Below are 26202 nucleotides of genomic sequence, written 5' to 3'. Positions count from 1 at the left end.
AGAAGAAAATTTGGAGCGGGAAACGAGACTCGAACTCGCGACCCCGACCTTGGCAAGGTCGTGCTCTACCAACTGAGCTATTCCCGCTTAATCATCGTCATTCAAGCTACCGTGTAGCAACCTGAAAACTGCGACTGGTGTGGTGTGTCATTCAAATTTTGGAGCGGGAAACGAGACTCGAACTCGCGACCCCGACCTTGGCAAGGTCGTGCTCTACCAACTGAGCTATTCCCGCTTAATCTTCGGCTTTCGCCCCGCATCTGCGAGATGAAATCCTTTGATCAGGATGGTGCTTTCAAATTTTGGAGCGGGAAACGAGACTCGAACTCGCGACCCCGACCTTGGCAAGGTCGTGCTCTACCAACTGAGCTATTCCCGCGTTACTGCATTTTTTGCCATATTTCGATGGCGTCGTAATTTGCATTTCTGCGTCGTTACGGGAGGCGCATTATACGAGAATTCGATGCCCCTGCAACCCCCTGTTCATCACTTTTTTGCGTTTTTTGTTTAAATGGATATTTTCTCGCCACCTACGCCGCTGAATTGTATAAATAAGCGTCATTTCGGGCAAAATCGCTTTTTCCGCCCGCCTGAATGACGCAAAATCGCTCGCATCATACCGCGGTGGCGCGACGTAAAACGAGGCCACCACGCCGCCAAACAGGGAATTAGCATGAGAAAAGTCCTCACCGTCCTGCTGCTGAGCACGCTGGCCATCGGAACCGCGTCAGCCGAGACGCTCCATTTTGGCACCAGCACGGCCAATCCGCCGTTTGTCACCGCCAACGGCAAAAATCAGCCTGTCGGCTTCGATATCGATCTTGCCCAGGCCCTGTGCCAGCAGATGCAGGCGCAGTGCCAGTTCACGGCGCAGCGTTTCGATACGCTGATCCCGGCTTTACGCTTCAAGAAATTTGACGCGGTGATTGCCGGCATGGAAGTGATCCCGATGCGTGAGAAGCAGGTCGCCTTCAGCCGTCCCTATCGCCAGGCGCTCTCCGGGGTGGTGATCGTCAACAAAGATGTCGCCCATACCTTTGCCGACCTGAAAGCCAAAAAAGTCGGCGTGGTGAAAGGCACACTGCATCAACACTATCTGCGTGATAAACAGAAAGCCGTACAGGCTGTTCCTTACGACGACGTCGCCAGCGCCCTGGCCGCGCTGAAGGCCGGGCAAATAACCGGCGTCATGGGCGACTTCGCCACCCTCGACGCCTGGCAGCAGGAGAACCCTGACTACGCCATCATGGATGAACGTGCCACCGACCCGGCTTATTACGGTAAGCAGTATGCGATTGCGGTGCGCAAAGACGATCCGGAGCTGCTGAATGCGATCAACGATGCCCTGACCGCGGTCATGGCGACGCCTGACTTCCAGCAGATGCAGCAGAAGTGGTTTAAATAACGCAGAAAGGTGTACCGGGCCGCGCACAGGGCCCGGTCGCGGTTTACAGCTTAATGAAATGCTCGCGGTAGTAAGCCAGCTCGGCGACTGACTCGCGGATATCGTCCATTGCCTGATGGGTACCCTGCTTTTTAAAGCCGTCGAGAATTTCCGGCTTCCAGCGACGCGCCAGCTCTTTCAGCGTGCTAACGTCCAGATAGCGATAGTGGAAATAGGCTTCCAGTTGCGGCATGTACTTAAACAGGAAGCGACGATCCTGGCCGATGCTGTTGCCGCAGATCGGCGACTTGCCCGCCGGCACCCACTGCTTAAGAAACTCAATGGTCGCCAGTTCGGCGTCGTGCTCGCTGACGGCGCTGGCCTTCACGCGATCCACCAGCCCACTGCCGGTATGCGTCCGCACATTCCACTCGTCCATCAGCGCCAGTTGGGCATCCGATTGATGCACCGCGATGGTCGGCCCCTCGGCCAGAATGTTCAGGTTGGCATCGGTCACCAGGGTGGCGATTTCAATAATGCGATCGCGCTCCGGATCCAGCCCTGTCATCTCAAGATCGATCCAAATGAGGTTGTTTTCATTTGCACTCATGCTATTTTCCACCCTTCTTGCGTGACTATATTCATCTAAAATAGCGTGTATCATAGAGGTTTTGCCCCATCAGGGCGACCAGGAGCCAGTTCGATTGAGTAAAAATAAACTCTCCAAAGGCCAGCAGCGCCGCGTCAAAGCCAACCACCAGCGCCGTCTGAAAACCACTGCGGAGAAGGCCGACTACGATGACAACCTGTTTGGCGACCCGTCGGAAGGCATTGTCATCAGTCGCTTTGGCATGCATGCCGACGTCGAATCCGCTGACGGCAGCGTGCATCGCTGCAATATCCGCCGGACGATCCGTTCGCTGGTCACCGGCGACCGCGTGGTCTGGCGGCCGGGTAAAGACGCCGCCGACGGCGTAAGCGTCAAAGGGATCGTCGAAGCGGTTCACGATCGCGCCTCCGTCCTGACGCGCCCGGATTTTTACGACGGCGTGAAGCCTATCGCCGCCAATATCGACCAGATCGTGGTGGTTTCCGCGATCCTGCCTGAGCTATCGCTGAATATTATCGATCGCTATCTGGTGGCCTGCGAGGCGCAGGATATCGAGCCGTTAATCGTCCTGAACAAAATCGATCTGCTGGATGACGATGGCCTGCGCTTCGTCAATGAGCAAATGGACATCTACCGCAACATCGGTTACCGCGTACTGCTGGTCTCCAGCCGTACTCAGGACGGCCTCAAGCCGCTGGAAGCGGCCCTGACCGACCGCATCAGCATCTTCGCCGGGCAGTCCGGGGTGGGTAAATCAAGCCTGCTGAACGCCCTGCTGGGGCTGAATGAGGATCAGATCCTCACCAATGATGTCTCGGACGTTTCCGGCTTAGGCCAGCACACCACCACCGCGGCGCGCCTCTACCACTTCCCGCACGGCGGCGATGTGATTGATTCACCGGGGGTACGTGAGTTCGGCCTGTGGCATCTGGAAGCGGAACAAATCACCAACGGCTTTGTCGAATTCCATGATTATTTAGGCCGTTGCAAATATCGCGACTGTAAACACGATACCGATCCTGGCTGTGCGCTTCGCGAAGCGGTAGAGAGCGGCAAGATCGCCGAAAGCCGTTTCGAGAACTACCACCGCATCCTGGAAAGCATGGCGCAGGTACAGGTAAAAACGCGTAAAAACTTTTCCTCGACCGATGACTGACCATTAAGCTGAGCGTCACGTCAGGCGCTGCCGGGCAGCGGTGATGGCGCGGCTTACGCGGATGCCATTTGGCGAGTTTTACGTATAGAATCGTCCCCTTTTTTCAGGTCCCCGCCCGCAGGCGGGGTCAGGAACGACATATCATGGCCTGGAGGCTACTTTGTTAAACGATCTTAAACTTTCACTGCAATACATTCTGCCTAAACTGTGGCTCACCCGCCTCGCAGGCTGGGGTGCGAGCAAACGCGCAGGTTGGCTGACGAAGCTGGTCATCGATCTGTTCGTGAAATACTACAAGGTCGATATGAAAGAGGCGCAGAAGCCGGATACCGCGGCCTATCGCACCTTCAACGATTTCTTTGTGCGCCCGCTGCGCGACGACGTTCGCCCGCTGAATACCGATCCTAACGTACTGGTGATGCCGGCCGACGGCGTGATCAGCCAGCTTGGTGCCATTGAGAACGATAAAATTCTGCAGGCCAAGGGCCACGACTACAGCCTGGAAGCCTTACTGGCCGGCAACTACCAGATGGCCGACCTGTTCCGTAACGGCAGCTTCGCCACCACCTATCTGTCGCCGCGCGACTATCACCGCGTGCACATGCCGTGCAACGGTATCCTGCGCGAAATGATCTACGTTCCTGGCGACCTGTTCTCCGTTAACCATCTGACGGCGCAGAACGTGCCAAACCTGTTCGCCCGTAACGAGCGCGTCATCTGCCTGTTTGATACTGAGTTTGGCCCGATGGCGCAAATTCTGGTGGGCGCGACTATCGTCGGCAGCATCGAGACCGTGTGGTCCGGCACCGTAACCCCGCCGCGCGAAGGCATTATTAAACGCTGGACCTGGCCCGCTGGCGACAGCGAAGGCTCCGTCGCCCTGCTGAAAGGCCAGGAGATGGGCCGCTTCAAACTGGGCTCCACCGTGATCAACCTGTTTGCCCCGGGCCAGGTGAAGCTGGTCGACACGCTGCAAAGCCTGTCCGTGACTAAAATCGGCCAACCGCTGGCGACAACGGTGGAAGCAACCACCGCCGCTGAACCGGCGCCGTTACCGGAAGAAGAGATCCGCGCCGAACATCGCGCCAGCCCGCTGGTTGACGATAAACAAGACCAAGGTTAATTCTTCAGCAAAAGGGTTATGCCGTGCGCCTGATATACACTTTCCTGTTGGCCTTGAGCCTCAGTTTCGGGGCGTACGCTGCGACAGCCCCGGATGCTAAACAGATAACCCAGGAACTGGAACAGGCGAAGGCGGCAAAGCCCGCCCAGCCTGAAACCGTTGAAGTTCTGCAGTCCGCCCTGAACGCGCTTGAGGAGCGAAAATCGTCTCTCGAGCGCGCCCGTCAGTATCAGGACGTTATCGACAATTTCCCCAAACTGTTTCAAAGCCTGCGCGCCCAGCTCAACAATCTGAGCGAAGAGCCGCGCCAGGTGCCAGTCGGCCTGACCGCCGATGCGCTGAACCAGGAGATCCTCCAGGTCAGCAGCCAGCTGCTGGAGTCAAGCCGTCAGGCGCAACAGGAGCAGGATCGCGCGCGTGAAATCGCCGACTCCCTGAACCAGCTGCCGCAGCAGCAAACCGACGCCCGGCGTCAGCTCAATGAGGTTGAGCGCCGCATCGGCACGCAAACCGGCAACAATGCTCTCGCCCAGGCGCAAAATCTTGCCCTGCAGGCGGAATCGGCGCGCCTGAAGGCGCTGGTGGATGAACTCGACCTCGCCCAGCTCTCCGCCAATAACCGCCAGGAGCTGTCGCGCGCCCGTTCTGAACTGGCGCAAAAGCAGAGCGAGCAGCTGGATGCCTATCTGCAGGCGCTGCGTAATCTGCAGAACAGCCAGCGCCAGCGTGAGGCGGAAAAAGCACTGGAGAGTACCGAACTGCTGGCGGAGAACAGTGAAAACCTGCCGCCGGACATCACCGCCCAGTTTAAAGTCAACCGCGAACTCTCCCAGGCGCTGAACCAGCAGGCGCAGCGTATGGATCTGGTGGCGTCCCAGCAGCGGCAGGCGACGAATCAAACGCTGCAGGTGCGCCAGGCGTTAAACACCCTGCGCGAGCAGTCGCAGTGGCTGGGCTCCTCTAATCTGCTGGGCGAAGCCCTGCGCGCCCAGGTGGCGCGGCTGCCGGAGCGCCCTCGCCCGCAGCAGCTGGATACGGAGATGGCGCAGCTGCGCGTGCAGCGTCTGCGCTTTGAGGATTTACTCAGTAAGCAGCCGCAGCTGCGGCAGATCCGCCAGGCCGACGGCGAACCGCTGACCAGCGAGCAGAACAAGATCCTGCAGGCGCAGCTGCGCACGCAGAACGAGCTGTTGAACTCGCTGCTGCGCGGCGGCGATACCCTGATGCTGGAGCTCACTAAGCTGAAGGTCGCCAACGGCCAGCTGGAAGACGCGCTGAAGGAGATCAACGAAGCCACCCACCGCTATCTGTTCTGGACTTCGGACGTCAGCCCCATCGGCTTCTCCTGGCCGCTGGAGATCGTCCAGGATCTGCGGCGCCTGATCTCCCTGGATACCATCAGCGAACTGGGTAAAGCCAGCGCGATGATGCTCACCAGCAAAGAGACCCTGCTACCGCTGTTTGCCGCCCTGCTGCTGGTTGGCTTCAGCATCAGCTCGCGGCGCCATTTCACCCGCTTCCTTGAGCGCTCCAGCGCTCGGGTGGGGAAAGTCACCCAGGATCACTTCTGGCTGACGCTGCGTACGGTCTTCTGGTCGATACTGGTGGCTTCGCCGCTGCCGGTGCTATGGATGACGCTCGGCTATGGTCTGCAGTCCGCCTGGCCATTCCCGCTGGCGGTGGCGATTGGCGATGGGGTCACCGCGACGGTGCCTCTGTTGTGGGTGGTGATGATCTGCGCCACCTTCGCCCGGCCAAACGGACTGTTTATCGCCCACTTCGGCTGGCCGCGTAGCCGAGTGGCGAAAGCGATGCGCTACTACCTGATGAGCATCGGGCTGATTGTGCCGCTGATTATGGCGCTGATCATGTTCGATAATCTTAACGACCGCGAGTTCTCCGCCTCGCTGGGCCGCCTGTGCTTCCTGCTGATCTGCGGCGCGCTGGCGGTGGTCACCCTCAGCCTTAAGCATGCCGGCATCCCGCTCTACCTGGATAAAGAGGGGAATGGCGACAACATGGTGAACCGCCTGCTGTGGAACCTGATGCTTGGCGCCCCGCTGGTGGCCATGCTGGCGGCCGCCGTCGGCTACCTCGCCACCGCTCAGGCGCTGCTGGCGCGTCTGGAAACCTCCGTCGCCATCTGGTTCCTGCTGCTGGTGGTCTATCACATTATCCGCCGCTGGATGCTGATCCAGCGGCGCCGACTGGCCTTCGACCGGGCCCGCCATCGTCGCGCGGAAATTCTCGCCCAGCGCGCCCGCGGCGAAGATGAGCCTGTTCACGTCAGCAGCCCGGAAGGATCGGTGGAGACGGAGGTCAGCGAGGTCGATCTCGATGCCATCAGTACCCAGTCGCTGCGTCTCGTGCGCTCTCTGCTGATGCTGATCGCGCTGCTGTCAGTCATCGTGCTGTGGTCGGAAATTCACTCGGCGTTTGGCTTCCTTGAGAATATCTCGCTGTGGGACGTCACCTCGACGGTGCAGGGGGTGGAAAGCCTCGAGCCCATCACCCTTGGCGCAGTGCTGATTGCCATTCTGGTGCTGATCATCACCACTCAGCTGGTGCGCAACCTGCCGGCGCTGCTGGAGCTGGCGATCCTCCAGCACCTCGATTTAACGCCCGGCACCGGCTACGCCATCACCACCATCACCAAGTATCTGCTGATGCTGGTCGGTGGGCTGGTGGGCTTCTCGATGATCGGCATTGAGTGGTCGAAGCTGCAGTGGCTGGTCGCCGCGCTGGGTGTGGGTCTCGGGTTTGGCCTGCAGGAGATCTTCGCTAACTTTATCTCCGGCCTGATTATCCTGTTTGAAAAACCGATCCGCATCGGCGATACGGTCACCATCCGCGACCTGACGGGCAGCGTCACCCGCATCAATACCCGCGCCACCACCATCAGCGACTGGGACCGGAAAGAGATTATCGTGCCGAACAAGGCGTTCATCACCGAACAGTTTATCAACTGGTCGCTGTCGGACTCGGTCACCCGCGTGGTGTTGACGGTGCCGGCTCCGGTGGACGCCGATACCGAAGAGGTGACCAAGATCCTCATCGCCGCGGCGCATCGCTGTTCGCTGGTCATCGATACCCCGGCGCCGGAGGCGTTTCTCGTCGACCTGCAGCAGGGGATCCAGATTTTCGAGCTGCGTATTTTTGCCGCCGAGATGGGGCACCGCATGCCGCTGCGCCATGAGATGCATCAGCTGATCCTGGCGGGCTTCCGCGAGCATGGCATTGATATGCCGTTCCCTCCGTTCCAGATGCGTCTGGAAAGTATTGACGGCAGGCAAAGCAGTAAAACCATGACCTCGGCCGGAAAAACCAGCCGACGTACGGCTGGCAGCCTTTAAGCCATAGCCTGCCCGGCGGCACTGCCGGGCAGGTTCTTTAACTCTCCATCACCAGCGCGCCGGACGCCAGGCGCCGACGGTAGCTTTCGTAAATTCCCCACGCCAGCAGCGAGAAGAAGATCGGCCCGCCGACCATCCACAGGGTGCTGCTCCAGTCCCCACTGTCGATGACCGGCTGAATGATGGTGAAGATATTGGCGAAGGTCACCATCAGCAACACCACGCCGGTCGCCAACAGCGTCGCCTGGCCTCATAAAACGAGCGCGGATAGTAGCAAGAGCACCGAAGGAGATTGTGGATATTCGGGCGAAAGCCGGGATAGCATGAGGGAGGGGGAATCAGGGCAGACCTGTCACCTCCCTCGCCCGCAGGCGGCGGGAGGTGACAGCGCCATCAGGCGCGGTCGACCGTAAAGGCGATCACTTCGCCGATGCTTTCAGCGCCCAGCGCCAGCATCACCACGCGATCAACGCCCAATGCCACGCCGGAGCAGTCCGGCAGACCTGCCTCCAGCGCCGCCAGCAGGTTGTTATCGATGGGCTGCTGCGGGAGGCCGCGCGCGGCCCGCTTGCGATTGTCCTGCTCAAAGCGCAGGCGCTGCTCATGGGCGTCGGTCAGCTCGTGGAAACCATTCGCCAGCTCAATTCCTTTGTAATAGACCTCGAAGCGCTCAGCGACCCGATGATCTTCCGGGCTGATCTGCGCTAAAGAGGCCTGAGTCGCCGGGAAATGATAAATGAACGTCGGCCGATCTTTGCCGATGTGCGGCTCCACGCCCATGGTGAACAGCAGTTGCAGCAGCGTGTCGCGATCTTCTTCAGTATCGGCGATATTGCTCAGATCCAGCTTCGCCGCGACTTCGCGCAGCTGCGCTTTATCGGCAGAGAGCGGGTCAATATCCAGATGACGCTGGAACGCCTGCTGATAGGAGAGGCTTTCCGCCGGCTGGCACTCCAGCACCTGCTGCAGCAGATCGTCCACCTCGTTGATCAGACGATACATGTCATAGCACGGACGATACCACTCCAGCATGGTGAATTCCGGATTGTGATGCCGCCCCATCTCTTCATTACGGAAGCTGCGGCAAAGCTGGAAAACCGGGCCGCAGCCCGCCGCCAGCAGGCGCTTCATATGGTATTCCGGACTGGTCATCAGGTACAGATTGAGTCCCTGTGAGTGGCCCGGGCCGACGAAACGGGTTTCAAACGGGAACAAATGGATATCCGTTACCGTCGCCTGACTCATGCAAGGCGTCTCCACCTCCAGCACGCCGCGATCGGTAAAGAACCGGCGGATTTCCGCCATCACCGCCGCGCGTTTCAACAGATTGGGAATGGGTGCGCTCGGCTGCCAGGTTGCCGTCTCGCTCATGGTACTTTCTCCGATTGCAAACAAGGGCACGAAGTCTACTCGCAACCGGCGAGTGAAACAAATTTTGTGCAATCCCCGGCAGATTACATGCCATTAATCTATCGTTAACCTAAATGCATAAATATCACTGATAAATAACCGCACATATCGATAAAAAAATCGAACACGTCAATTTTCCATACTGACCCTACGGCTATACTCCTGTACCTATAAAGGAGCAGTGATACTTTTTCGCCAGCCCGGCGGCGAAATACACTAAAACTGGAGGAATGTCGTGCACACTTTTCAAGCCGATCTCGCCGTAATTGGCGCCGGCGGGGCAGGCCTTCGCGCCGCTATCGCCGCCGCCCAGGCCAACCCCAATGCCAAAATCGCCCTGATTTCTAAAGTCTATCCGATGCGCAGCCATACGGTCGCTGCAGAAGGGGGGTCCGCAGCCGTTGCCCAGGATCACGATAGCTTTGAGTACCATTTTCACGACACCGTCGCCGGAGGCGACTGGCTGTGCGAGCAGGATGTCGTCGACTATTTCGTTCACCACTGCCCGACGGAAATGACCCAACTGGAACAGTGGGGATGCCCGTGGAGCCGCCGCCCTGACGGCAGCGTTAACGTCCGGCGCTTCGGTGGCATGAAGATCGAACGTACCTGGTTTGCCGCCGATAAAACCGGCTTCCACATGCTGCATACCCTCTTCCAGACCTCCCTTCAGTTTCCCCAAATTCAACGCTTTGATGAACATTTCGTCCTTGATCTGCTGGTCGATGACGGCCAGGCCCGCGGCCTGGTGGCGATGAATATGATGGAAGGCACGCTGGTGCAGATCCGCGCCAACGCGGTGGTGCTGGCCACCGGCGGCGCCGGACGCGTCTATCGCTACAACACCAACGGCGGCATCGTTACCGGTGACGGGATGGGTATGGCGCTGGGCCACGGCGTGCCGCTGCGCGATATGGAGTTCGTTCAGTATCACCCGACCGGTCTGCCGGGTTCCGGGATCCTGATGACCGAAGGCTGCCGCGGTGAAGGCGGGATTCTGGTCAACAAAAACGGCTATCGCTATCTGCAGGATTACGGCATGGGCCCGGAAACCCCGCTCGGCGAACCGAAGAACAAATATATGGAGCTGGGCCCGCGCGACAAAGTGTCCCAGGCCTTCTGGCACGAATGGCGGAAAGGGAACACCATTCCCACGCCGCGCGGCGACGTGGTCTACCTCGATCTGCGCCACCTCGGCGAGAAAAAGCTGCTGGAGCGCCTGCCGTTTATCTGTGAGCTGGCGAAAGCCTACGTCGGCGTCGACCCGGTGAAAGAACCGATTCCGGTACGCCCGACCGCGCACTACACCATGGGCGGCATCGAAACCGATCAACAGTGCGAAACCCGCATCAAAGGGCTGTTTGCCGTGGGCGAATGCTCGTCCGTTGGTCTGCACGGCGCCAACCGCCTGGGCTCCAACTCGCTGGCCGAGCTGGTGGTCTTCGGCCGCCTGGCCGGGGAACAGGCCATGCGGCGCGCCGCACAAGCGGGCGAAATGAACGGCTCCGCCCTCGATGCGCAAGCTGCCGATGTGGAGCGTCGTCTGAAAGATCTCGTCAACCAGGAGGGTAACGAAAACTGGGCGAAAATCCGCGACGAAATGGGGCTCTCGATGGAGGAAGGCTGCGGCATCTACCGGACGCCAGAGCTGATGCAGAAAACTATCGACAAGCTGGCTGAGCTGCAGGAGCGCTTTAAGCGCGTGCGCATTACCGACAACTCCAGCGTATTCAACACCGATCTGCTTTACACCATTGAGCTGGGACACGGTTTAAACGTTGCCGAATGTATGGCGCACTCGGCCATCGCCCGTAAAGAATCGCGCGGTGCGCACCAGCGTCTGGATGAAGGCTGTACCGAACGCGACGACGTCAACTTCCTCAAACATACGCTCGCCTTCCGCGAGGCTGATGGCACCACCCGCCTGGAATATGGCGATGTGAAGATCACCACGCTGCCGCCGGCGAAACGTGTTTATGGCGCTGAGGCGGAAGCGGCTGAGAAGAAGGAGACCACCCATGGCTGAGATGAAAAACCTGAAAGTCGAAGTGGTGCGTTACAACCCGGAGGTCGACACGGCACCGCACAGCGCGTTCTATGACGTGCCTTACGATGAGCAGACCTCGCTGCTGGACGCGCTGGGCTACATTAAAGACAACCTGGCGCCCGACCTGAGCTACCGCTGGTCCTGCCGGATGGCGATCTGCGGCTCCTGCGGCATGATGGTCAATAAGGTACCGAAGCTGGCCTGTAAAACCTTCCTGCGGGATTACACCAAAGGCATCAAGGTTGAAGCGCTGGCCAACTTCCCGATCGAGCGCGATCTGGTGGTGGATATGACCCACTTTATCGAAAGTCTGGAGGCCATTAAGCCGTACATCATCGGCAATAACCGCACCCCGGACCAGGGACCAAACAAGCAGACGCCGGCCCAGATGGCCAAATACCATCAGTTCTCCGGCTGTATCAACTGCGGACTGTGCTATGCCGCCTGTCCGCAGTTCGGCCTGAACCCGGAGTTTATCGGCCCGGCGGCGATCACCCTCGCCCACCGCTATAACGAAGACAGCCGCGACCACGGCAAAAAGGAACGCATGGCGCAGCTTAACGGCCAGAACGGCGTCTGGACCTGTACTTTCGTGGGCTACTGCTCGGAAGTGTGTCCGAAGCACGTCGACCCGGCGGCCGCGATCCAGCAGGGCAAGGTGGAAAGTTCGAAAGACTTTCTTATCGCCACCCTGAAACCACGCTAAGGAGTGCATTATGACGACGAAACGCAAACCCTACGTGCGGCCGATGACCTCCACCTGGTGGAAAAAGCTGCCGTTTTATCGCTTCTACATGGTGCGGGAAGGCACGGCGGTACCGACGGTCTGGTTTAGCATTGTGCTGATTTACGGGCTGTTTGCCCTCAAGCACGGCGCCGAAAGCTGGGCGGGATATATCGGATTCCTGCAAAATCCAGTGGTGGTGATCCTCAATCTGATCACCCTGGCGGCGGCGCTGCTGCACACCAAAACCTGGTTCGAGCTGGCGCCGAAAGCCGCCAACGTCATCATCAAAGGCGAAAAAATGGGGCCAGAGCCGGTGATTAAAGGTCTCTGGGTGGTGACGGCGGTGGTCACCGTGGTGATCCTGTTTGTCGCCCTGTTCTGGTAAGGAGGCTGAGATGATTAATCCCAATCCGAAACGTTCCGATGAACCCGTTTTCTGGGGGCTGTTTGGCGCTGGCGGCATGTGGGGCGCGATTGTCGCGCCGGTGATGGTGCTGCTGGTGGGCATTTTGCTGCCGCTGGGGCTCGCCCCCGCCGACGCCTTCAGCTATGAGCGCGTGCTGGCCTTTGCCCAAAGCTTTATCGGCCGCGCGTTCATCTTTCTGATGATTGTCCTGCCGCTGTGGTGTGGGCTGCATCGTATTCACCACGCCATGCACGACCTGAAAATCCATGTGCCAAACGGCAAATGGGTCTTCTACGGTCTGGCGGCGATCCTCAGCGTCATTACTCTGGTTGGCGTACTGTTTATCTGATCCTGCAAGAGCCCGGCAGCAATTCTGCTACCGGGCTCGCTTCATAGAAAAATCTTGCCGCCTTTGCCCTGCCGGACTCTACACTTAGCTTAAAAGCCAGCAAGGAGCATACCATGCGTATCCTGCCGATAATCACCGCGGTCGCCGTCTCGTTCCTGTCTGTCGCCTGCAGCACCCCTGCCCCGCCGCCAGGCGTCACCGTGGTCACCCCCTTCGACGTTCAGCGCTATCTGGGTACCTGGTACGAAATCGCCCGCTTCGACCATCCTTTTGAAAGCGGGCTGGAAAAGGTCACGATCGCCTGGCAGCCGCGCGATGACGGCGGTCTGGACGTGGTCAATAAAGGCTATAACCCCGACCGCGGCATGTGGCAGAAAACGGACGGGGTGGCGTATTTTACCGGCGAACCCAGCCGCGCCGCGCTGAAGATCTCCTTCTTCGGCCCCTTCTATGGCAGCTATAACGTCATTGCGCTGGATAAGGAGTATCGGTACGCGCTGGTCTGCGGCCCCGACCGCGACTATCTCTGGCTACTGGCGCGAGCCCCCACCATCGCCCCGGAAGTCAGGCAGCAGATGCTGGATATTGCCACCCGGCAGGGTTTTGATATCAGCAAACTGGTCTGGGTCAATCAGCGCTACAACTAGTGCGCGCTGATCTTCAGGCCAATGATGCCGACCACGATGCAGACAAGACTGGCGATACGCATAGCGCTGGCGGATTCACCTAACAGTACGATACCGGTCACAGCGGCGCCCACGGCGCCGATCCCCGTCCAGACGGCGTAAGCGGTACCCACCGGCAGGGTTTTCATCGCCCATGAAAGCAGCGCCATGCTGACGACCATCGCGACGATGGTGATGACGCTGGGAACCAGGCGGCTAAAGCCATGGGTATATTTCAGGCCGACGGCCCACACCACTTCCAGCAGGCCAGCGATAAATAAGACTATCCAGGACATAAGGCTCCTTTGCTGGGGCCGTCCCCGGATGAGAAACGCTTACGGGTCGTCCCGTAAGGTGGATGAAAAGTCGTAGTGAGTATATCCAACAGAATGGGGGAAGTGAAGAACGGTACGGCGCAAAACCGTACCGTCGAAGGCTGTTATTGCTGAGCTTTGGTTGCTGCGCCAGAGATTGCGCTGCCGCCCTCTGAAATATCCTGACCCACACCGCGCGTGGTGTTACAAGCGGTCAGTGCTGAAGAGAGGACCAAAACCGTAAAGAACGCTGCAATCGTTTTTTTCACCATAATGTCATCCTTAGTGTCAGTTTTGTTTTCATGCCCTATAAGCATAGACAAACCGTCCACAGATGAAGGGATCTTTGCGTTTTTTAAGAGAAAAGGAGTATTCGTGAAGGAAGCAGGCGCACCGGAAGGCGAGCGCGGCAGGCGAAACGGAAGGAAGTCAGCTTACAGCGCGAGAGATGGCGTGGCCCAGGCCCTGAATATCTTCACCGAAACCGCGGGCGGTATTGCAGCCAGACAGCAGTGCGCTGCTCAGAAACAGTAACGCCAGGAGTTTTACGCTGCGCTTCATGTGTCGTGCTCGTCGTGCCAGTACAGAAAGAGCGGCGCAGCACAGAGGCTGCGCCAGTCATCATGACGTGAAATTACTTCACGCGGGATACGTATTCGCCAGAGCGAGTATCCACTTTGATCACTTCGCCAATCTGGACGAACAGCGGCACTTTAACCACAGCGCCAGTAGACAGGGTCGCTGGTTTACCACCGGTACCCGCGGTGTCGCCTTTCAGACCTGGGTCGGTTTCAACGATTTCCAGCTCAACGAAGTTCGGCGGGGTGACCGCGATCGGCTGGCCGTTCCACAGGGTCACGATGCACTCAGCCTGATCCAGCAGCCATTTGGCATTGTCACCGATCGCTTTCGCGTCAGCAGACAGCTGTTCGAAGGTTTCGTTGTTCATGAAGTGCCAGAACTCACCGTCGTTATACAGGTAAGTCAGGTTCATATCGACAACGTCCGCGCCTTCTGCAGAATCAGTAGATTTGAAGGTTTTCTCAACGCGGGTGCCGGTCAGCAGACGGCGCAGCTTAACGCGCGCAAACGCCTGACCTTTACCTGGTTTAACGAATTCGCTGGCTTCTACCGCATAAGGTTCGCCATCTAACATGATTTTAAGACCAGCACGAAAATCGTTGCTATAGTAAGTCGCCATAAGGCCCTCTGAAATTGTTTAACTGGTAGCTAAGCCACAAAATGGCGCATATTGTAACCCTAAATACCCCATCCAGAGAAGATTGGATAACGCAACTTGCCAATGTTGTGACCAGTCCTGATGAACTGCTGCGTCTTTTAAATGTAGACGCTGATGAAAAACTGCTGGCCGGACATGAGGCCAGACGCCTGTTCCCGCTGCGAGTCCCGCGCGCGTTTATTGCCCGAATGGAGAAAGGCAACCCTGACGATCCGCTGCTTCGTCAGGTACTTACCGCCGAAGAGGAGTTTATCGTCGCCCCCGGCTACTCCACCGATCCGCTGGAAGAACAGCACAGCGTCGTGCCCGGCCTGTTGCACAAATATCGCAACCGGGCCCTGCTGTTGGTGAAAGGCGGTTGCGCGGTCAATTGCCGTTACTGCTTCCGCCGCCACTTTCCTTATGCCGAAAATCAGGGCACCAGGCGCAACTGGCAGACGGCAATGAACTATATCGCTGAGCATCCGCAGCTTGATGAAATCATCTTCTCCGGCGGCGACCCGTTGATGGCGAAGGACCATGAGCTTGACTGGCTAATGACCCAGCTGGAAGCCATTCCGCACGTTAAGCGTCTGCGTATTCACAGCCGCTTGCCGATCGTGATCCCGGCGCGCATCACCGAGATGCTGGCCAGCCGCTTCCACCGTTCGTCGCTGCAGGTGATCCTGGTTAACCACGTCAACCACGCTAATGAAATTGACGGCGAGTTTCGCGCGGCGATGGCAATGCTGCGTCAGGCGGGCGTCACGCTGCTTAACCAGAGCGTGCTGCTGCGCGGGGTGAACGATAACGCGCAAACCCTGGCCGATCTCAGCAATGCGCTGTTCAATGCCGGGGTAATGCCCTACTACCTGCACGTGCTGGACCGGGTACAAGGGGCGGCACACTTTATGGTCAGCGATGATGAAGCCCGTGAAATCATGCGTGAACTGTTGACCCTCATCTCCGGCTATATGGTGCCGAAGCTGGCGCGAGAGATCGGCGGCGAACCCAGCAAGACGCCGCTGGATTTAGGACTGAAGCAGCGTTAGCTCCCCTCCCTTGTCTGCCAGGTCGTGCTGGCAGACATCTTAATATGAATACACAGCCAGGTTGGGACTAACATACTCGGCAATCCACTTTACCGTTACCTTCTCGATATAAACCCCAGCGGCGGCGTATTATCGATGTAACACGATCAGTACGATAACATTGATAACTATCATCACGACAATCAGCGCGATTAACCAGGTGGGAACTTTAAAGGTTATATGTAATCGTTCCGATAGTTTCTCTGCCACCTTCACGCTATTTTCCCGCCTATCATTCTCCTGGATTGCTAAATTCACTGTTAGTGGAAGACTTAATTTATGGTCAATTTTCCCCGTATCATTGAAAATGACATCAGCAGTTTTACTACTGTGAAAATGCGTTAATCTTTCCCGATTCATATTCTCGCACTCTTCATCCGAGAGCGGGATAATTAAAGTATCCGGGGCGACGCTAAAGCCTTTTTGTCTGACGGTGATAATGATATCCTCAGATAGTCCGGCTTTGAGCAGCGATTTTCTCAACAAAGAGATATTTTGATAAAATGTATTTTGCGAAACTACCACACCCCGTGTTTCCCATACAGCCGCCAGAAATTCATCCCGAGAAATCACTTTGCCGCAATTCTGCAATAGCAGCAGCAAGCATCTGGAGGTAGGCGCATTGAGGCTGATGCTCTCCCCATTCCCGGCAAGCGGTCGCAGCTCATTCATATTGGCATTAAATATAATTTCCTGATTAATTATACAGCCATTAAATAATGCAATATCATCCATATCCTTGCCCCACGCAACCCTATTATCCATAACAAAAATAAATAATCCCAGCCAAACCATGGCGTGAACATTATCGCTTCAGACAGAAGCGGGGTCAGTTCACATTGAACTTCAGCTTTGAGGATACCGCATAAAAAATGACAAGCGATAGTTATCTTGTTTAAAAGCCACATTTTCAGATTAAATTTATCTCAACCTAACTCAATATCTCATTAGAAAAGGTCATTATTAAATTCACGTGTGCTTCATCAAGAATTCACAAGCATTTTTTGCACCAGACTTTTAAATTACCCCCGCTTCTCCATGGTTCGCTATGGCAAGTGATATTGTAGCGTCGTTCACAGGAGGGTAGGTTTCAGCACTATATAAGGAATGCTGGCGCTTATTTTCAATATCAATAGGAATGCATATTCCATTCCCATGATAACTGTTATCGATTCTACACAGGACTAAGTATCTATATATGGATTAATTAAATGAAAAAGACAATCGTAGCTGTAATGGTCGCTGCTTCTGCAGTTCTGAGTGCTCAGGTAATGGCAACCAACACCGCTCAGGTAACTGTACTGGGTGAAGTCTCTGATGCAGCTAACTCTTGCGTCGTGACTCCGACGGGTACCCTGAACAACGGTATCGTTCAGCTGATGACCGTGACCACTACCGAAGCGAATGCTGAAGCGGCTGGTGCTCTGTTTAAAACTCAGGACTTCGGTTTTGACGTGAAAGACTGCGCACAGGGTAGCGCCACTCCGGTTACTGCTGTAACCGTCAATGTGACCGGTGCCTCCAGCAACGCTAACATCCTGGACAACACCGCACCTGGCGGCGCTACCGGCATTGGTATCGGTATCCAGCGCGTACGTGATGCACACCGCGTAGGTTTCGACGGTTCTGACCTCATGACCGAAAGCTACACTGCAGCTGGCGGCACTCAGCTGAAGTACACCACTGGTTATGTGAAAGTGAACTCCGCGACTCCGGTTACCGAAGGTCCGGTTAAAGGTGTTGCGACCTTTACTATCGATTATACCCTCTAATTTTTCCCCGAAGGGGCTCCGCTTCACGGCGGGCCCTTTTTCGCATTCAGAGAAAAACCATGTTCAGGAACTTATTAAATATCACCGCATCCTGTGCATTACTCCTCAGTAGTATTGCCCATGCTGGTATTGTGATTGAGTCCACCCGCTACCTCTATAAAGAAGGTGCGCGTGAAATCACCGCGCAAATCGAAAATAAAGATGACATCCCTTATCTGATTAAATCCTGGGTTGAAGCGCCGGCAGGGAAAACGCCCTCTTTTATGGCTACACCTCCGTTATTCCGCCTTGAGGGTAAGCAGCAGAATACCGTGCGTCTATTTTCTACCGGAAACGTCAATGCCCCGAACGACCGGGAATCCATATACTATTTTAACGTGATGGCCATCCCGCCGGCGGACGATGAGAAAGCCAACGCCAATACTATTCAACTGGCGGTCCGCCACCGCATGCGTCTGGTCTATCGTCCAAAAGCACTTTTCGACCTTTCTCCAAACATTGAAGCCAAAAAACTCGAATGGCGGAAATCAGGCACAAAACTGACGATTAAAAATCCGACACCGTTTTTCTTCTATTTCCATAGTGTTCAGATTGGTAGCAAAGAAGTGAAGCCGGAAGTCAACTCGGTCGCTCCAATGACGACCAAAGAAGTGACATTAAAAGAAAATATTAATGCCTCCAGCGTCAACTGGAAAGTAGTTAATGATTATGGCGGAGCAGGATCGCTCTATTCCTCATCGCTGTAATAAGAATTTTATTTTATCATTATAGGGATGTGTCTATGCCAAATAAGAATAATGGATTATTCAAACTATCCGCGGTCTTCCTCGCAATGCTTCCGGCATTGCTTTCTGGTTTGAATAATAAAGCGCAAGCACGTGACTTTTTCGATCCCTCATTCATTAGCTCATTGAATGGTAGCGATCCATCAACCACTCCCGACTTATCTATTTTCCAGACGCAGAACGCACAGGCGCCAGGGGATTATCGGGTAGATATCATGTTTAATGGTCGCTATCTGGATACCAGGACAATGAAGTTTGTTGCGAATAGCCGTGCCACTGGGAATAATCGAGAGCCCGCCCTGGTGCCCTGTTTGAGCCTGAAAACATTGGCAGAGTATGGCGTACGGGTTAAAGCCTTTCCCGAACTGCTCGAGGATAAAAACGGCTGCGCCAATCTTTCAGTCATCCCGGATACCAAAGCGGATTTCGACTTTACCGTCCAGCGCTTGAATATATCCATTCCGCAGGCGGCACTATCTACCACCGCGCAGGGATATATTCCACCGGATCAGTTTGATGACGGCATCAACGCCCTGCTGGTGAACTATCAGTTCAGCGGCTCAAACGACATGCAGGCCAATGACGAATACTACAGCCTGAACCTGCAGTCTGGCCTCAACGTTGGCCCATGGCGTATCCGTAACCTCAGCACCTGGAATAAAAACAACGGCGATGCGGGTGATTGGGACTCAGCCTATCTCTACATGCAGCGCAGCATTCGTCCCATCAACAGTAACCTGGTGATGGGTGAGAGCTCGTCACTCTCAGGCATCTTTGACAGTGTACCGTTTACCGGTATTCAACTGGCCACCGATACATCAATGTTGCCGGAAAGTATGCGCGGCTATGCGCCGATTATCCGTGGTATCGCCAAAACCAACGCCCGTGTCTTCATTAAACAAAACGGCTACCAGGTATACCAGACCTACGTGGCGCCTGGCGCGTTTGAAATCACCGATATGTACCCGAGCGGCGGTAGCGGCGACCTTTACGTCACCGTGGAAGAGTCCGACGGTTCTAAGCAGGAGTTCGTCGTACCGTTCGCTACGCTGCCGGTGATGGTCCGTGAAGATCAGCTGGAATATGAAATTACGTCTGGTAAATATCGTCCTTACGACGGCGGGGTCGATGAAACGCCCTTTACGCAAGCTACCGCGACCTACGGTGTCTCAAGCAGCCTGACGCTTTATGGCGGGGTGCAGGCCGCATCGCGCTATCAGGCCCTGTCAACAGGCCTCGGCTATAACCTCGGCGAGCTTGGCGCCGCCTCGGCAGACGTCACCCAGGCCTGGTCAAAAATGAAAGACGACGAAAAGACCTCAGGACAGTCATGGCGTGTCCGTTACGGGAAAAATATTATCGAAACCGGTACTAACGTGACTATCGCTGGCTACCGCTATTCCACCCGCGGATTTAATACGCTCTCTGAAGTGTTGGATAGCTATTCCAATGATGGCAACTACACTCCTCGCTCGCTACGCAACCGGACCAACCTGACGCTGAACCAAAGCCTGGGTAAAGGTCTTGGTAGCCTTTCGATAAGCGGATTGATTGAAGATTACTGGGACGATAAGCGCACCAACAAGTCGATCAGCGTGGGGTACAACGGCGGCTTCCGCAATGTGAACTATTACCTGGGTTATAGCTATAACCGCTATACCTGGAGTGGGGATAACTCCGGAAAAGACGCCCAGGACGATCAGCGCATCACTTTGACCGTAACCGTGCCGCTGAGCAACTGGCTACCGGGCACTTATACCAGCTATCAGTTAACCAACAGCAATCCGGGGTCTACCGATCAGTCCGTTTCCATCGGTGGTAACGCGCTTGAGAACGACAGCCTGGAGTGGAGCCTGCAGCAAGGGTATAGCAACCGGGAATACTACAGTGGCGATATGCGCGCGACCTATAACGGTTCCCGCGGTAGCGTCAATGCCGGCTACAGTTACGATCGCGATAGCGAACGCATTGACTACGGAGCCAACGGCAGCATCCTTGCCCATGCTGATGGCATCACACTAGGTCAGGACATCACCGACGCCGCCGTACTGGTTAAAGCGCCAGGACTGGATAACGTCAGACTCGCTAACGACAACACCATTTCCACTGACTATCGTGGCTACGCCATCGTCCCATACGTTACGCCTTACCGTCGTACTGATATTACGCTGGACAGCACCACGCTTGGCGAAGATATGGAGCTGCCGGAAACCACGCAAAGCGTCGTTCCGACGCGCGGCGCCATCGTGCGGGCCAATTATGCCGGTAATATCGGCCAGCGTGCATTTGTCCATCTGAAAACGGCCAGCGGCCAGGACGTGCCTTATGGCGCGATGGTCCTGCTCGCCGGCGACAGCAAGTCGCAGCCAGGCATCGTCAGCGACGCCGGTATGGTCTATATGTCCGGCCTGCAACAGACCGGGATCCTTAACGTCCAGTGGGGCAAAAGCGCGGCGCAGCAATGCAATGCTTCCTTTACTTTACCGGCCAGGGAAGGCAAAGCGTCTGGCATCAGTCAAATCGAAACGGTTTGCCGTTAGGCATCCATAGGGGAATATATTGATGAAAAGAATAATTATTCTAATAACATTATTAATGATTGGTGGCGAAGCTGCGGCGAAATGTACATACGGCGGTAGTACCAAACGCCAAACCTTAACGCTGAACAATGTCAAAATCCCAACGGATACTTCCATTCCGGTGGGCACGGTATTGTATAGCCGTAAGTTTGGTACTGGCGCGTATAAAACATTTATTTGTGATAAAAATACCGATGACCAATATATTATTGATATCGGGGCCGCCGCTGTTTCAGGCGTCACCGGTATTCAGGGCGGTACCGTATATGAAACGGGGATTGATGGTATTGGGTTTCAGGTCTCCGACATTTTACGAAGTAAAAATGGTTCTCTGGTCCCTGCCGAGGCAGGTTCAACCCTGGTGCCGATGACAAATTCATCAGTGTATAGCTATCAATTTATCACTGTATGGCTAATCAAAACTAAGACCATAATTGATACCAGCACTAAGTCTAGCTCAAACCCTTCTGTTTCTTTTTCGGCAGGAAATTTAAAAAGCAACCCGATCGCAAACGACAGGCTCTTATACGAAGCAATTTCTATTGAAATTAAAAACATCAATTATCGTACTACATCTTGTAACATCACTACGCCACGGTCGCAGGTGACACTGAATCGTATCGACAAAGGACAACTCATGTCACTGGCTCGCGGTGCAACAACGCCAGCGCAGAAAACCATTGCAATGGATATTAGTTGCCCGAATGATTCTGTAGGTAATACCGTCACCTACTGGTTTAATCCAGTAGGTGGGATAAGCGCCTCTGGGGATGGAATCGTGGACAATATGCTTACCGGTAGTGACGCTGCTAACAAAGTTGGAATTATATTCAAGCTGTCGAACAGTCCTGTAGTTTTCTATGACACTGACAGTTATAATTATAAAATAAACACCACTAACGACCTCAATAAAACCATTAATCTGACCGCTGATTATTATCGACAAAGTGATAGCAGCAGCGATGTAACAATGGGTCTAGTTAAAGGGATGATGGAGGTTGTGATTCAGGAAGATTAATTCACTCTCATTTCATGGGGATGATTAACTCCCCATGAAAAGTTCAAACCGAGCCCAACAAAAAAAACAAAAACAGCTTTATGCCCCCCAAAGAACCCCCAAGGAAACCCTACATGATCTTGCCACTTTATTTTTTGAGAAAAAAACACATGAAACAATATGAAATGGATTCTAAATCAAATGTTTCACATACAATTCATGATTATTGTATTGAACCTCGTAAAACATTCCCCTATATTTTTGCACCGGGCGATTAGTTCTCCCGGAACATTTAACATCTAATATTTATTTAAATTTAAGGGAATAATAGTAATGAAACAACTAACCGTTTTTGAAATGGAAGAAATCTCGGGTGGCTACTCTTGGGATTTTTCATCTCTCGGTTCTGCACTCACCTCAATTGTATCAAATGGAGCTGAGCTCACTCTCAGCGCTTTATTAGGTGGCGCCGTTTATGCTATGACAGGGTCCGTCATTGGTGGCGCCCATGGCGGCAATGGCGGTGGTTCCTTAGGTTTTGGTACTCTCGGTATGATGGTCGGGGGGGTTTGGGGACTGTTAGCGGGTGCGATCGGTGGTGCGATTACCGCCGCCATGCTAGGGTGGGACAAAACTGTGGAACTGACCACGGGATTGCTGGAAGGTTGGAATAACGGTACCTTCACACCTTGGGCTTAATAGGTCTCCCGAAGTAATTGATTTATAGTTAATCTGTTCATATTCGAAATGTTAACAAAGGTCTGATTATTCAGACCTTTTTTAAAATAAAAAGCGGTACACATGTCAAAAAACCTCTATCGCAAGGAAGCGGTCGAATACAAAAGGCATCACTGGAAAGGGAAAGCGTTATTACTCGCTGGCTTACCTTCCTGGTTAGTTCTTTCGTTATCGGCACTATTTCTCACTGCGCTTGTTTGCGCATTGATTTTCTGCAAATTCACCCAACGAGTTGATGTAAAGGGTGAAGTCATTACCCTTCCTCACTCTATTAACGTGTTTGCGCCTCAACAAGGATTTATTGTTAAGCAATTCGTCAAAATCGGTGATGTAGTTAAAAAAAACCAACCACTCTACGAAATTGATGTTTCCCGCAGCACCACCAGTGGTAATGTCAGCGCAGCACAAATAGAAGTCATCAATGAAAAGATTGCCAACTCTGATAATATCATCAAAAAGCTGGAAGATAATAAAAATCAGACATTAAGCGCGCTAAATGCGCAGTTAAAAACCACCACCGACTCCCTGAAAGAGACCAACCGTATGCTGGTCAATACTCAGGCTGGCCTGAAAAAAATGCACGATAATCTTTCCAGTTATGATAAATATCTTAACAATGGCCTGATAACGAAAGACCAATATAATTATCAGCACTCTTTGTATTTCCAGCAGCAGAGTGCCTACCAATCATTGGTTAGCCAAAAAATGCAACTGGAATCGCAAATCACTCAACTTAATAGTGATCGAATCACTAAAGCGGCTGATTTTGACAACCAAATTTCCAGTCAGTATAACCAATCCAATGATTATAAAAACCAGCTGGTCGAATCCAATGCTAACGGTAATATTATTGTCAAGTCTACCAGTGATGGCAGAATTGAGTCGCTTTCAGCTACACAAGGGCAGACGGTTGATAATGGCAGTAGTCTGGCCCAGATCAAGCCGACCGGTAATGTTGAATATTATCTCGTCCTATGGTTACCAAACAATACGATACCCTATTTAAGAACGGGGGATACCATCAATATTCGCTATGATGCATTTCCCTCAGATAAGTTTGGTCAATTCCCAGGCGAGATAGTATCCATATCTTCTATGCCTGCATCACGACAAGAAATGTCTGAATACACAAACGTCAATAACGCTGTCAACCAACAGCAAGAACTGGCGCTATACAAAGCAATTGTCAAAATTAAAGATAAACAGTTCGAATATGACGGTAAAAAGTTAAGTTTGTCTAATGGGCTCAAAGCTCAGGCCGTTGTATTCCTTGAAGAACGCCCTCTCTATATGTGGATGTTTACCCCAGTTTATAAGATTACTCAAAGCGTGAGCGGCCCGATCAATGACTAACGAACTTTTTGAAAAGATCATCGCAAAAATTAACTTTTCTCTCCTGAAGAAAACGCCTGTTATATTACAGTCGGAAGCCGCTGAGTGTGGGATCGCCTGTCTGGCCATGGTTTGCGGCCACTATGGCCTTGATATCGATCTGTTTAATTTCCGTCAGCGCTTTGGCAGTCCTTCGCAGGGCGTCACGCTGATGTCCTTGAGCAAAACGGCGGAACATGCTGGTTTAAAAAGCCGGGCGCTGTCGTTGGATCTGGATGAGATCCGCCAGCTTAAACTCCCCTGTGTCCTGCACTGGGGGATGAACCACTATGTGGTATTGACCAAAGTACGTAAATCCAGCTTTGTGGTGCACGACCCAGCGCTAGGCAAGCGCATCATTGGTAATCAGGAGATGTCCAATTATTTTACCGGTATCGCCCTGGAACTCTGGCCCGATCAAAACTTTCAGCAGGAAAAAGCTAAGTCCCGCCTACGCCTGTTGGATTTGATGCGTAATATTGTCGGATTAAAGTCAGCGCTACTGAAAATTTTTGCCTTCTCAGTGGTCGTTGAAGCGATTGGTTTACTGCTGCCGATAGGTACCCAGTTGGTTACCGACCATGTAATTATGGCGCACGACCAAAGTCTGCTGTCAGTCATCTGTATCGGTCTGGTCTTTTTTACGCTGTTTCGCACTTTCATCAGTATGCTGCGTGCCTGGACCTCATTGACGCTGAATACGCTAACAAATATTCAGTGGAAAACCACCCTTTTCGATCATATGACCAGCCTGCCGCTATCGTTTTTCGAAAAGCGTCATCTTGGGGATATTCAGTCACGTTTCTCCTCCCTGGATACCATTCGCTCAACGTTTACTAACAGCATCGTCAGCGGCATTATTGACTCGATCATGACTATTGGCCTGCTGATCATGCTGACGCTGTACGGAGGCTGGCTAACATGGGTGGTCGTTGGCTTTACCCTATGCTATGCGATTATGCGTCTGGCAACTTATCATTTCTATCGTCGCGTGGCGGAAGAGCAGGTTATTAAGGGGGCGCGGTCCAGCTCGCACTTTATGGAGTCTCTGTACGGTATCTCGACCATCAAAGCGCTAAATCTCAAAGAGCGGCGCTCCCAGCACTGGCTCAATATTAATATTGAAGCCTGCAACGCCGGTATTAAACAAACCCGTTTCGATATGATGTTTGGAGGAGTGAACACCTTTATTACCACTATCGATCAGGTCGCAGTCCTCTGGTTGGGCGCCATCATGGTTATTGATAATAATATGACCCTCGGTATGTTTATGGCATTTAATGCCTACCGTGGTCAATTCTCACAGCGCGCCTCCAGCCTGGTCGATTTGTGTATGCAGCTGCGAATGCTCTCTTTACATAACGAACGTCTGTCAGAGATTGTTTTTAGTGAGCCGGAAAAAGAGCTCCCCGCGCGGGAAGTATTTTCCCCTGATTCAGGCGCCAGACTGGAGGTCAAAAACCTCTGTTATCAATATGATCCGTTTTCTCAGCCAATCTTCTCAAATTTAAATATTACGGTTGAGCCTGGTGAATCCGTGGCCCTGATCGGTCCTTCAGGCGTTGGTAAAACCACGCTGTTAAAAGTAATGTGCGGTTTGCTTTCACCAACCAGTGGCGATGTTTTAGCCGATAATCTTGATATCACTAAAATTGGTCTCAATAATTATCGACTTGGCACCGCCTGCGTACTGCAGGAGGATCGCCTTTTCTCCGGGTCGCTTATCGACAATATCAGCGGCTTTGAAGATAACGCCGATATTGATTTTGTCATGGAGTGTGCCAAACGCTGCAACATCCATGACGAGATTATAAAGATGCCGATGGGTTATGAAACCATCGTCGGCGAACTAGGCCTGGGGATCTCCGGCGGACAAAAACAACGTATTCTAATTGCCCGAGCGCTGTATCGTAAACCAAGCATTCTGTTTATGGATGAGGCCACCAGCCACCTCGACTTACAGAATGAATCTGTTATCAATCAGTCAATCTCAGCGTTAAGCATTACCCGGATTATTGTTGCCCACCGGCCATCCACGATTGCCTCCGCCGATCGCGTTATCGACCTGTCGCAGTCTAAAACCTTGGCGCCTGCTTAAAAAGGAAA

General features: G+C 53.9%; 24 protein-coding genes, 3 tRNA genes and 1 pseudogene. 17 read left to right on the top strand and 11 right to left on the bottom strand.

Going from position 1 to position 26202, the window contains the following annotated elements:
- Positions 1–11: 11 nt before the first annotated feature.
- The 3 genes from ACQUTP_RS19390 to ACQUTP_RS19380 form a co-directional block, all read right to left on the bottom strand.
- A tRNA-Gly gene (locus tag ACQUTP_RS19390) sits at positions 12–87 on the bottom strand.
- A 72-nt stretch (positions 88–159) separates the two neighbouring features.
- A tRNA-Gly gene (locus ACQUTP_RS19385) sits at positions 160–235 on the bottom strand.
- Positions 236–303: 68 nt separating this feature from the next.
- A tRNA-Gly gene (locus ACQUTP_RS19380) sits at positions 304–379 on the bottom strand.
- Between the two features lie 294 nt (positions 380–673).
- On the opposite strand from ACQUTP_RS19380, the gene ACQUTP_RS19375 reads away from it, so the two are divergent.
- Positions 674–1405, top strand: coding sequence for a transporter substrate-binding domain-containing protein (locus ACQUTP_RS19375; RefSeq protein ID WP_004206436.1), 732 nt, complete (start codon positions 674–676; stop codon positions 1403–1405).
- A 43-nt stretch (positions 1406–1448) separates the two neighbouring features.
- Here the strand turns inward: ACQUTP_RS19375 and orn are convergent, their stop codons facing one another.
- The gene (gene orn / locus ACQUTP_RS19370) at positions 1449–1994 is read right to left on the bottom strand and encodes an oligoribonuclease (RefSeq protein WP_004206435.1); all 546 of its coding nucleotides are present in this window, start codon (positions 1992–1994) and stop codon (positions 1449–1451) included.
- A gap of 94 nt (positions 1995–2088) precedes the next feature.
- On the opposite strand from orn, the gene rsgA reads away from it, so the two are divergent.
- The 3 genes from rsgA (at position 2089) to mscM (ending at position 7626) form a co-directional block, all read left to right on the top strand.
- On the top strand, positions 2089–3150 hold the full coding sequence (gene rsgA, locus ACQUTP_RS19365) for a small ribosomal subunit biogenesis GTPase RsgA (RefSeq protein ID WP_004206432.1): 1062 nt from the start codon (positions 2089–2091) through the stop codon (positions 3148–3150).
- 160 nt (positions 3151–3310) lie between these two features.
- Complete coding sequence (gene asd, locus ACQUTP_RS19360; RefSeq protein WP_004206431.1) at positions 3311–4273, top strand: archaetidylserine decarboxylase; 963 nt, start codon at positions 3311–3313, stop codon at positions 4271–4273.
- 23 nt (positions 4274–4296) lie between these two features.
- The gene (mscM, locus tag ACQUTP_RS19355; RefSeq protein WP_004206430.1) at positions 4297–7626 is read left to right on the top strand and encodes a miniconductance mechanosensitive channel MscM; all 3330 of its coding nucleotides are present in this window, start codon (positions 4297–4299) and stop codon (positions 7624–7626) included.
- A 37-nt stretch (positions 7627–7663) separates the two neighbouring features.
- On the opposite strand, the pseudogene ACQUTP_RS19350 reads toward mscM, so the two are convergent.
- Positions 7664–7870 (bottom strand): annotated as a pseudogene (locus ACQUTP_RS19350) (glutamate/gamma-aminobutyrate family transporter YjeM); the annotation flags it as partial.
- A gap of 149 nt (positions 7871–8019) precedes the next feature.
- A complete protein-coding gene (epmA, locus tag ACQUTP_RS19345) occupies positions 8020–8997 on the bottom strand; it encodes an elongation factor P--(R)-beta-lysine ligase (protein ID WP_004206428.1) in 978 nt (325 codons plus the stop codon).
- A 274-nt stretch (positions 8998–9271) separates the two neighbouring features.
- On the opposite strand from epmA, the gene frdA reads away from it, so the two are divergent.
- From frdA to ACQUTP_RS19320, 5 genes are all read left to right on the top strand, one after another.
- Entirely contained in the window at positions 9272–11062 is a 1791-nt protein-coding gene (gene frdA, locus ACQUTP_RS19340; protein WP_017900930.1) for a fumarate reductase (quinol) flavoprotein subunit, read from the top strand.
- Positions 11055–11789: a fumarate reductase iron-sulfur protein gene (gene frdB, locus ACQUTP_RS19335; protein WP_004177729.1), complete on the top strand. Its 735-nt coding sequence runs from the start codon at positions 11055–11057 to the stop codon at positions 11787–11789. Before frdA ends, frdB begins: the two co-directional genes overlap by 8 nt.
- Before the next feature lie 10 nt (positions 11790–11799).
- On the top strand, positions 11800–12195 hold the full coding sequence (gene frdC, locus ACQUTP_RS19330; RefSeq protein ID WP_002885530.1) for a fumarate reductase subunit FrdC: 396 nt from the start codon (positions 11800–11802) through the stop codon (positions 12193–12195).
- A 10-nt stretch (positions 12196–12205) separates the two neighbouring features.
- The gene (frdD, locus tag ACQUTP_RS19325) at positions 12206–12565 is read left to right on the top strand and encodes a fumarate reductase subunit FrdD (RefSeq protein WP_002885526.1); all 360 of its coding nucleotides are present in this window, start codon (positions 12206–12208) and stop codon (positions 12563–12565) included.
- Positions 12566–12678: 113 nt separating this feature from the next.
- Positions 12679–13212: a lipocalin family protein gene (locus tag ACQUTP_RS19320; RefSeq protein WP_004206426.1), complete on the top strand. Its 534-nt coding sequence runs from the start codon at positions 12679–12681 to the stop codon at positions 13210–13212.
- Here the strand turns inward: ACQUTP_RS19320 and sugE are convergent.
- From sugE to efp, 4 genes are all read right to left on the bottom strand, one after another.
- Positions 13209–13526 (bottom strand): quaternary ammonium compound efflux SMR transporter SugE, encoded by a 318-nt coding sequence (gene sugE, locus ACQUTP_RS19315; protein ID WP_004206425.1) that lies wholly within the window; start codon positions 13524–13526, stop codon positions 13209–13211. The two genes, ACQUTP_RS19320 and sugE, sit on opposite strands and share 4 nt — an antisense overlap.
- 143 nt (positions 13527–13669) lie before the next feature.
- A complete protein-coding gene (ecnB, locus tag ACQUTP_RS19310; protein ID WP_004206423.1) occupies positions 13670–13816 on the bottom strand; it encodes a lipoprotein toxin entericidin B in 147 nt (48 codons plus the stop codon).
- 157 nt (positions 13817–13973) lie between these two features.
- Positions 13974–14105 (bottom strand): entericidin A/B family lipoprotein, encoded by a 132-nt coding sequence (locus ACQUTP_RS19305; RefSeq protein WP_004206422.1) that lies wholly within the window; start codon positions 14103–14105, stop codon positions 13974–13976.
- A gap of 73 nt (positions 14106–14178) precedes the next feature.
- Positions 14179–14745 carry an elongation factor P gene (efp, locus tag ACQUTP_RS19300; RefSeq protein WP_004206421.1) on the bottom strand — a complete coding sequence of 189 codons (567 nt, stop codon included), beginning with the start codon at positions 14743–14745 and terminating at the stop codon, positions 14179–14181.
- Positions 14746–14786: 41 nt separating this feature from the next.
- Here efp and epmB point away from each other — a divergent pair, with 41 nt between their 5' ends.
- Positions 14787–15815, top strand: a complete 1029-nt coding sequence (gene epmB, locus ACQUTP_RS19295; RefSeq protein ID WP_004206420.1) for an EF-P beta-lysylation protein EpmB — start codon at positions 14787–14789, stop codon at positions 15813–15815.
- 129 nt (positions 15816–15944) lie between these two features.
- On the opposite strand, the gene ACQUTP_RS19290 is transcribed toward epmB, so the two are convergent.
- A complete protein-coding gene (locus ACQUTP_RS19290) occupies positions 15945–16589 on the bottom strand; it encodes a winged helix-turn-helix domain-containing protein (protein ID WP_285755483.1) in 645 nt (214 codons plus the stop codon).
- 476 nt (positions 16590–17065) lie between these two features.
- Between ACQUTP_RS19290 and ACQUTP_RS19285 the strand changes: the two genes are divergently transcribed.
- The 7 genes from ACQUTP_RS19285 to ACQUTP_RS19255 all read left to right on the top strand — a co-directional run bounded on the left by ACQUTP_RS19285 (position 17066) and on the right by ACQUTP_RS19255 (position 26194).
- On the top strand, positions 17066–17626 hold the full coding sequence (locus ACQUTP_RS19285; protein WP_004206418.1) for a fimbrial protein: 561 nt from the start codon (positions 17066–17068) through the stop codon (positions 17624–17626).
- A 59-nt stretch (positions 17627–17685) separates the two neighbouring features.
- Complete coding sequence (locus ACQUTP_RS19280; protein ID WP_004206417.1) at positions 17686–18372, top strand: fimbrial biogenesis chaperone; 687 nt, start codon at positions 17686–17688, stop codon at positions 18370–18372.
- 35 nt (positions 18373–18407) lie between these two features.
- The gene (locus tag ACQUTP_RS19275) at positions 18408–20951 is read left to right on the top strand and encodes a fimbria/pilus outer membrane usher protein (protein WP_117146371.1); all 2544 of its coding nucleotides are present in this window, start codon (positions 18408–18410) and stop codon (positions 20949–20951) included.
- Positions 20952–20973: 22 nt separating this feature from the next.
- Entirely contained in the window at positions 20974–22008 is a 1035-nt protein-coding gene (locus ACQUTP_RS19270) for a fimbrial protein (protein WP_017900067.1), read from the top strand.
- A gap of 312 nt (positions 22009–22320) precedes the next feature.
- A complete protein-coding gene (locus ACQUTP_RS19265) occupies positions 22321–22686 on the top strand; it encodes a hypothetical protein (protein ID WP_017900068.1) in 366 nt (121 codons plus the stop codon).
- 102 nt (positions 22687–22788) lie between these two features.
- Positions 22789–24078, top strand: coding sequence for an HlyD family secretion protein (locus ACQUTP_RS19260; protein ID WP_065802834.1), 1290 nt, complete (start codon positions 22789–22791; stop codon positions 24076–24078).
- Complete coding sequence (locus ACQUTP_RS19255; RefSeq protein WP_017900070.1) at positions 24071–26194, top strand: peptidase domain-containing ABC transporter; 2124 nt, start codon at positions 24071–24073, stop codon at positions 26192–26194. The genes ACQUTP_RS19260 and ACQUTP_RS19255 overlap by 8 nt, the downstream gene beginning before the upstream one ends.
- The last annotated feature ends 8 nt before the right edge of the window (positions 26195–26202 follow it).

The organism is Klebsiella sp. 2-CIP_Kleb. (assembly GCF_050378715.1).
Classification (GTDB): Bacteria; Pseudomonadota; Gammaproteobacteria; order Enterobacterales; family Enterobacteriaceae; genus Klebsiella; species Klebsiella quasipneumoniae.
This window is presented reverse-complemented; position numbering and strand designations above follow the sequence as displayed.

What these genes read in the sequence shown, in the direction of transcription:
- ACQUTP_RS19275 (WP_117146371.1), top strand. Translation starts at nt 18,408, where the DNA reads ATGCCAAATAAGAATAATGGATTATTCAAACTATCCGCGGTCTTCCTC.
- ACQUTP_RS19320 (WP_004206426.1), top strand. Translation starts at nt 12,679, where the DNA reads ATGCGTATCCTGCCGATAATCACCGCGGTCGCCGTCTCGTTCCTGTCT.
- frdC (WP_002885530.1), top strand. Translation starts at nt 11,800, where the DNA reads ATGACGACGAAACGCAAACCCTACGTGCGGCCGATGACCTCCACCTGG.
- epmB (WP_004206420.1), top strand. Translation starts at nt 14,787, where the DNA reads ATGGCGCATATTGTAACCCTAAATACCCCATCCAGAGAAGATTGGATA.
- frdB (WP_004177729.1), top strand. Translation starts at nt 11,055, where the DNA reads ATGGCTGAGATGAAAAACCTGAAAGTCGAAGTGGTGCGTTACAACCCG.
- epmA (WP_004206428.1), bottom strand. Translation starts at nt 8,997, where the DNA reads ATGAGCGAGACGGCAACCTGGCAGCCGAGCGCACCCATTCCCAATCTG.
- ACQUTP_RS19255 (WP_017900070.1), top strand. Translation starts at nt 24,071, where the DNA reads ATGACTAACGAACTTTTTGAAAAGATCATCGCAAAAATTAACTTTTCT.
- ACQUTP_RS19285 (WP_004206418.1), top strand. Translation starts at nt 17,066, where the DNA reads ATGAAAAAGACAATCGTAGCTGTAATGGTCGCTGCTTCTGCAGTTCTG.
- frdD (WP_002885526.1), top strand. Translation starts at nt 12,206, where the DNA reads ATGATTAATCCCAATCCGAAACGTTCCGATGAACCCGTTTTCTGGGGG.
- efp (WP_004206421.1), bottom strand. Translation starts at nt 14,745, where the DNA reads ATGGCGACTTACTATAGCAACGATTTTCGTGCTGGTCTTAAAATCATG.
- ACQUTP_RS19375 (WP_004206436.1), top strand. Translation starts at nt 674, where the DNA reads ATGAGAAAAGTCCTCACCGTCCTGCTGCTGAGCACGCTGGCCATCGGA.
- ACQUTP_RS19260 (WP_065802834.1), top strand. Translation starts at nt 22,789, where the DNA reads ATGTCAAAAAACCTCTATCGCAAGGAAGCGGTCGAATACAAAAGGCAT.
- ACQUTP_RS19265 (WP_017900068.1), top strand. Translation starts at nt 22,321, where the DNA reads ATGAAACAACTAACCGTTTTTGAAATGGAAGAAATCTCGGGTGGCTAC.
- ACQUTP_RS19290 (WP_285755483.1), bottom strand. Translation starts at nt 16,589, where the DNA reads ATGGATGATATTGCATTATTTAATGGCTGTATAATTAATCAGGAAATT.
- ACQUTP_RS19280 (WP_004206417.1), top strand. Translation starts at nt 17,686, where the DNA reads ATGTTCAGGAACTTATTAAATATCACCGCATCCTGTGCATTACTCCTC.
- ACQUTP_RS19305 (WP_004206422.1), bottom strand. Translation starts at nt 14,105, where the DNA reads ATGAAGCGCAGCGTAAAACTCCTGGCGTTACTGTTTCTGAGCAGCGCA.
- ecnB (WP_004206423.1), bottom strand. Translation starts at nt 13,816, where the DNA reads ATGGTGAAAAAAACGATTGCAGCGTTCTTTACGGTTTTGGTCCTCTCT.
- ACQUTP_RS19270 (WP_017900067.1), top strand. Translation starts at nt 20,974, where the DNA reads ATGAAAAGAATAATTATTCTAATAACATTATTAATGATTGGTGGCGAA.
- sugE (WP_004206425.1), bottom strand. Translation starts at nt 13,526, where the DNA reads ATGTCCTGGATAGTCTTATTTATCGCTGGCCTGCTGGAAGTGGTGTGG.
- orn (WP_004206435.1), bottom strand. Translation starts at nt 1,994, where the DNA reads ATGAGTGCAAATGAAAACAACCTCATTTGGATCGATCTTGAGATGACA.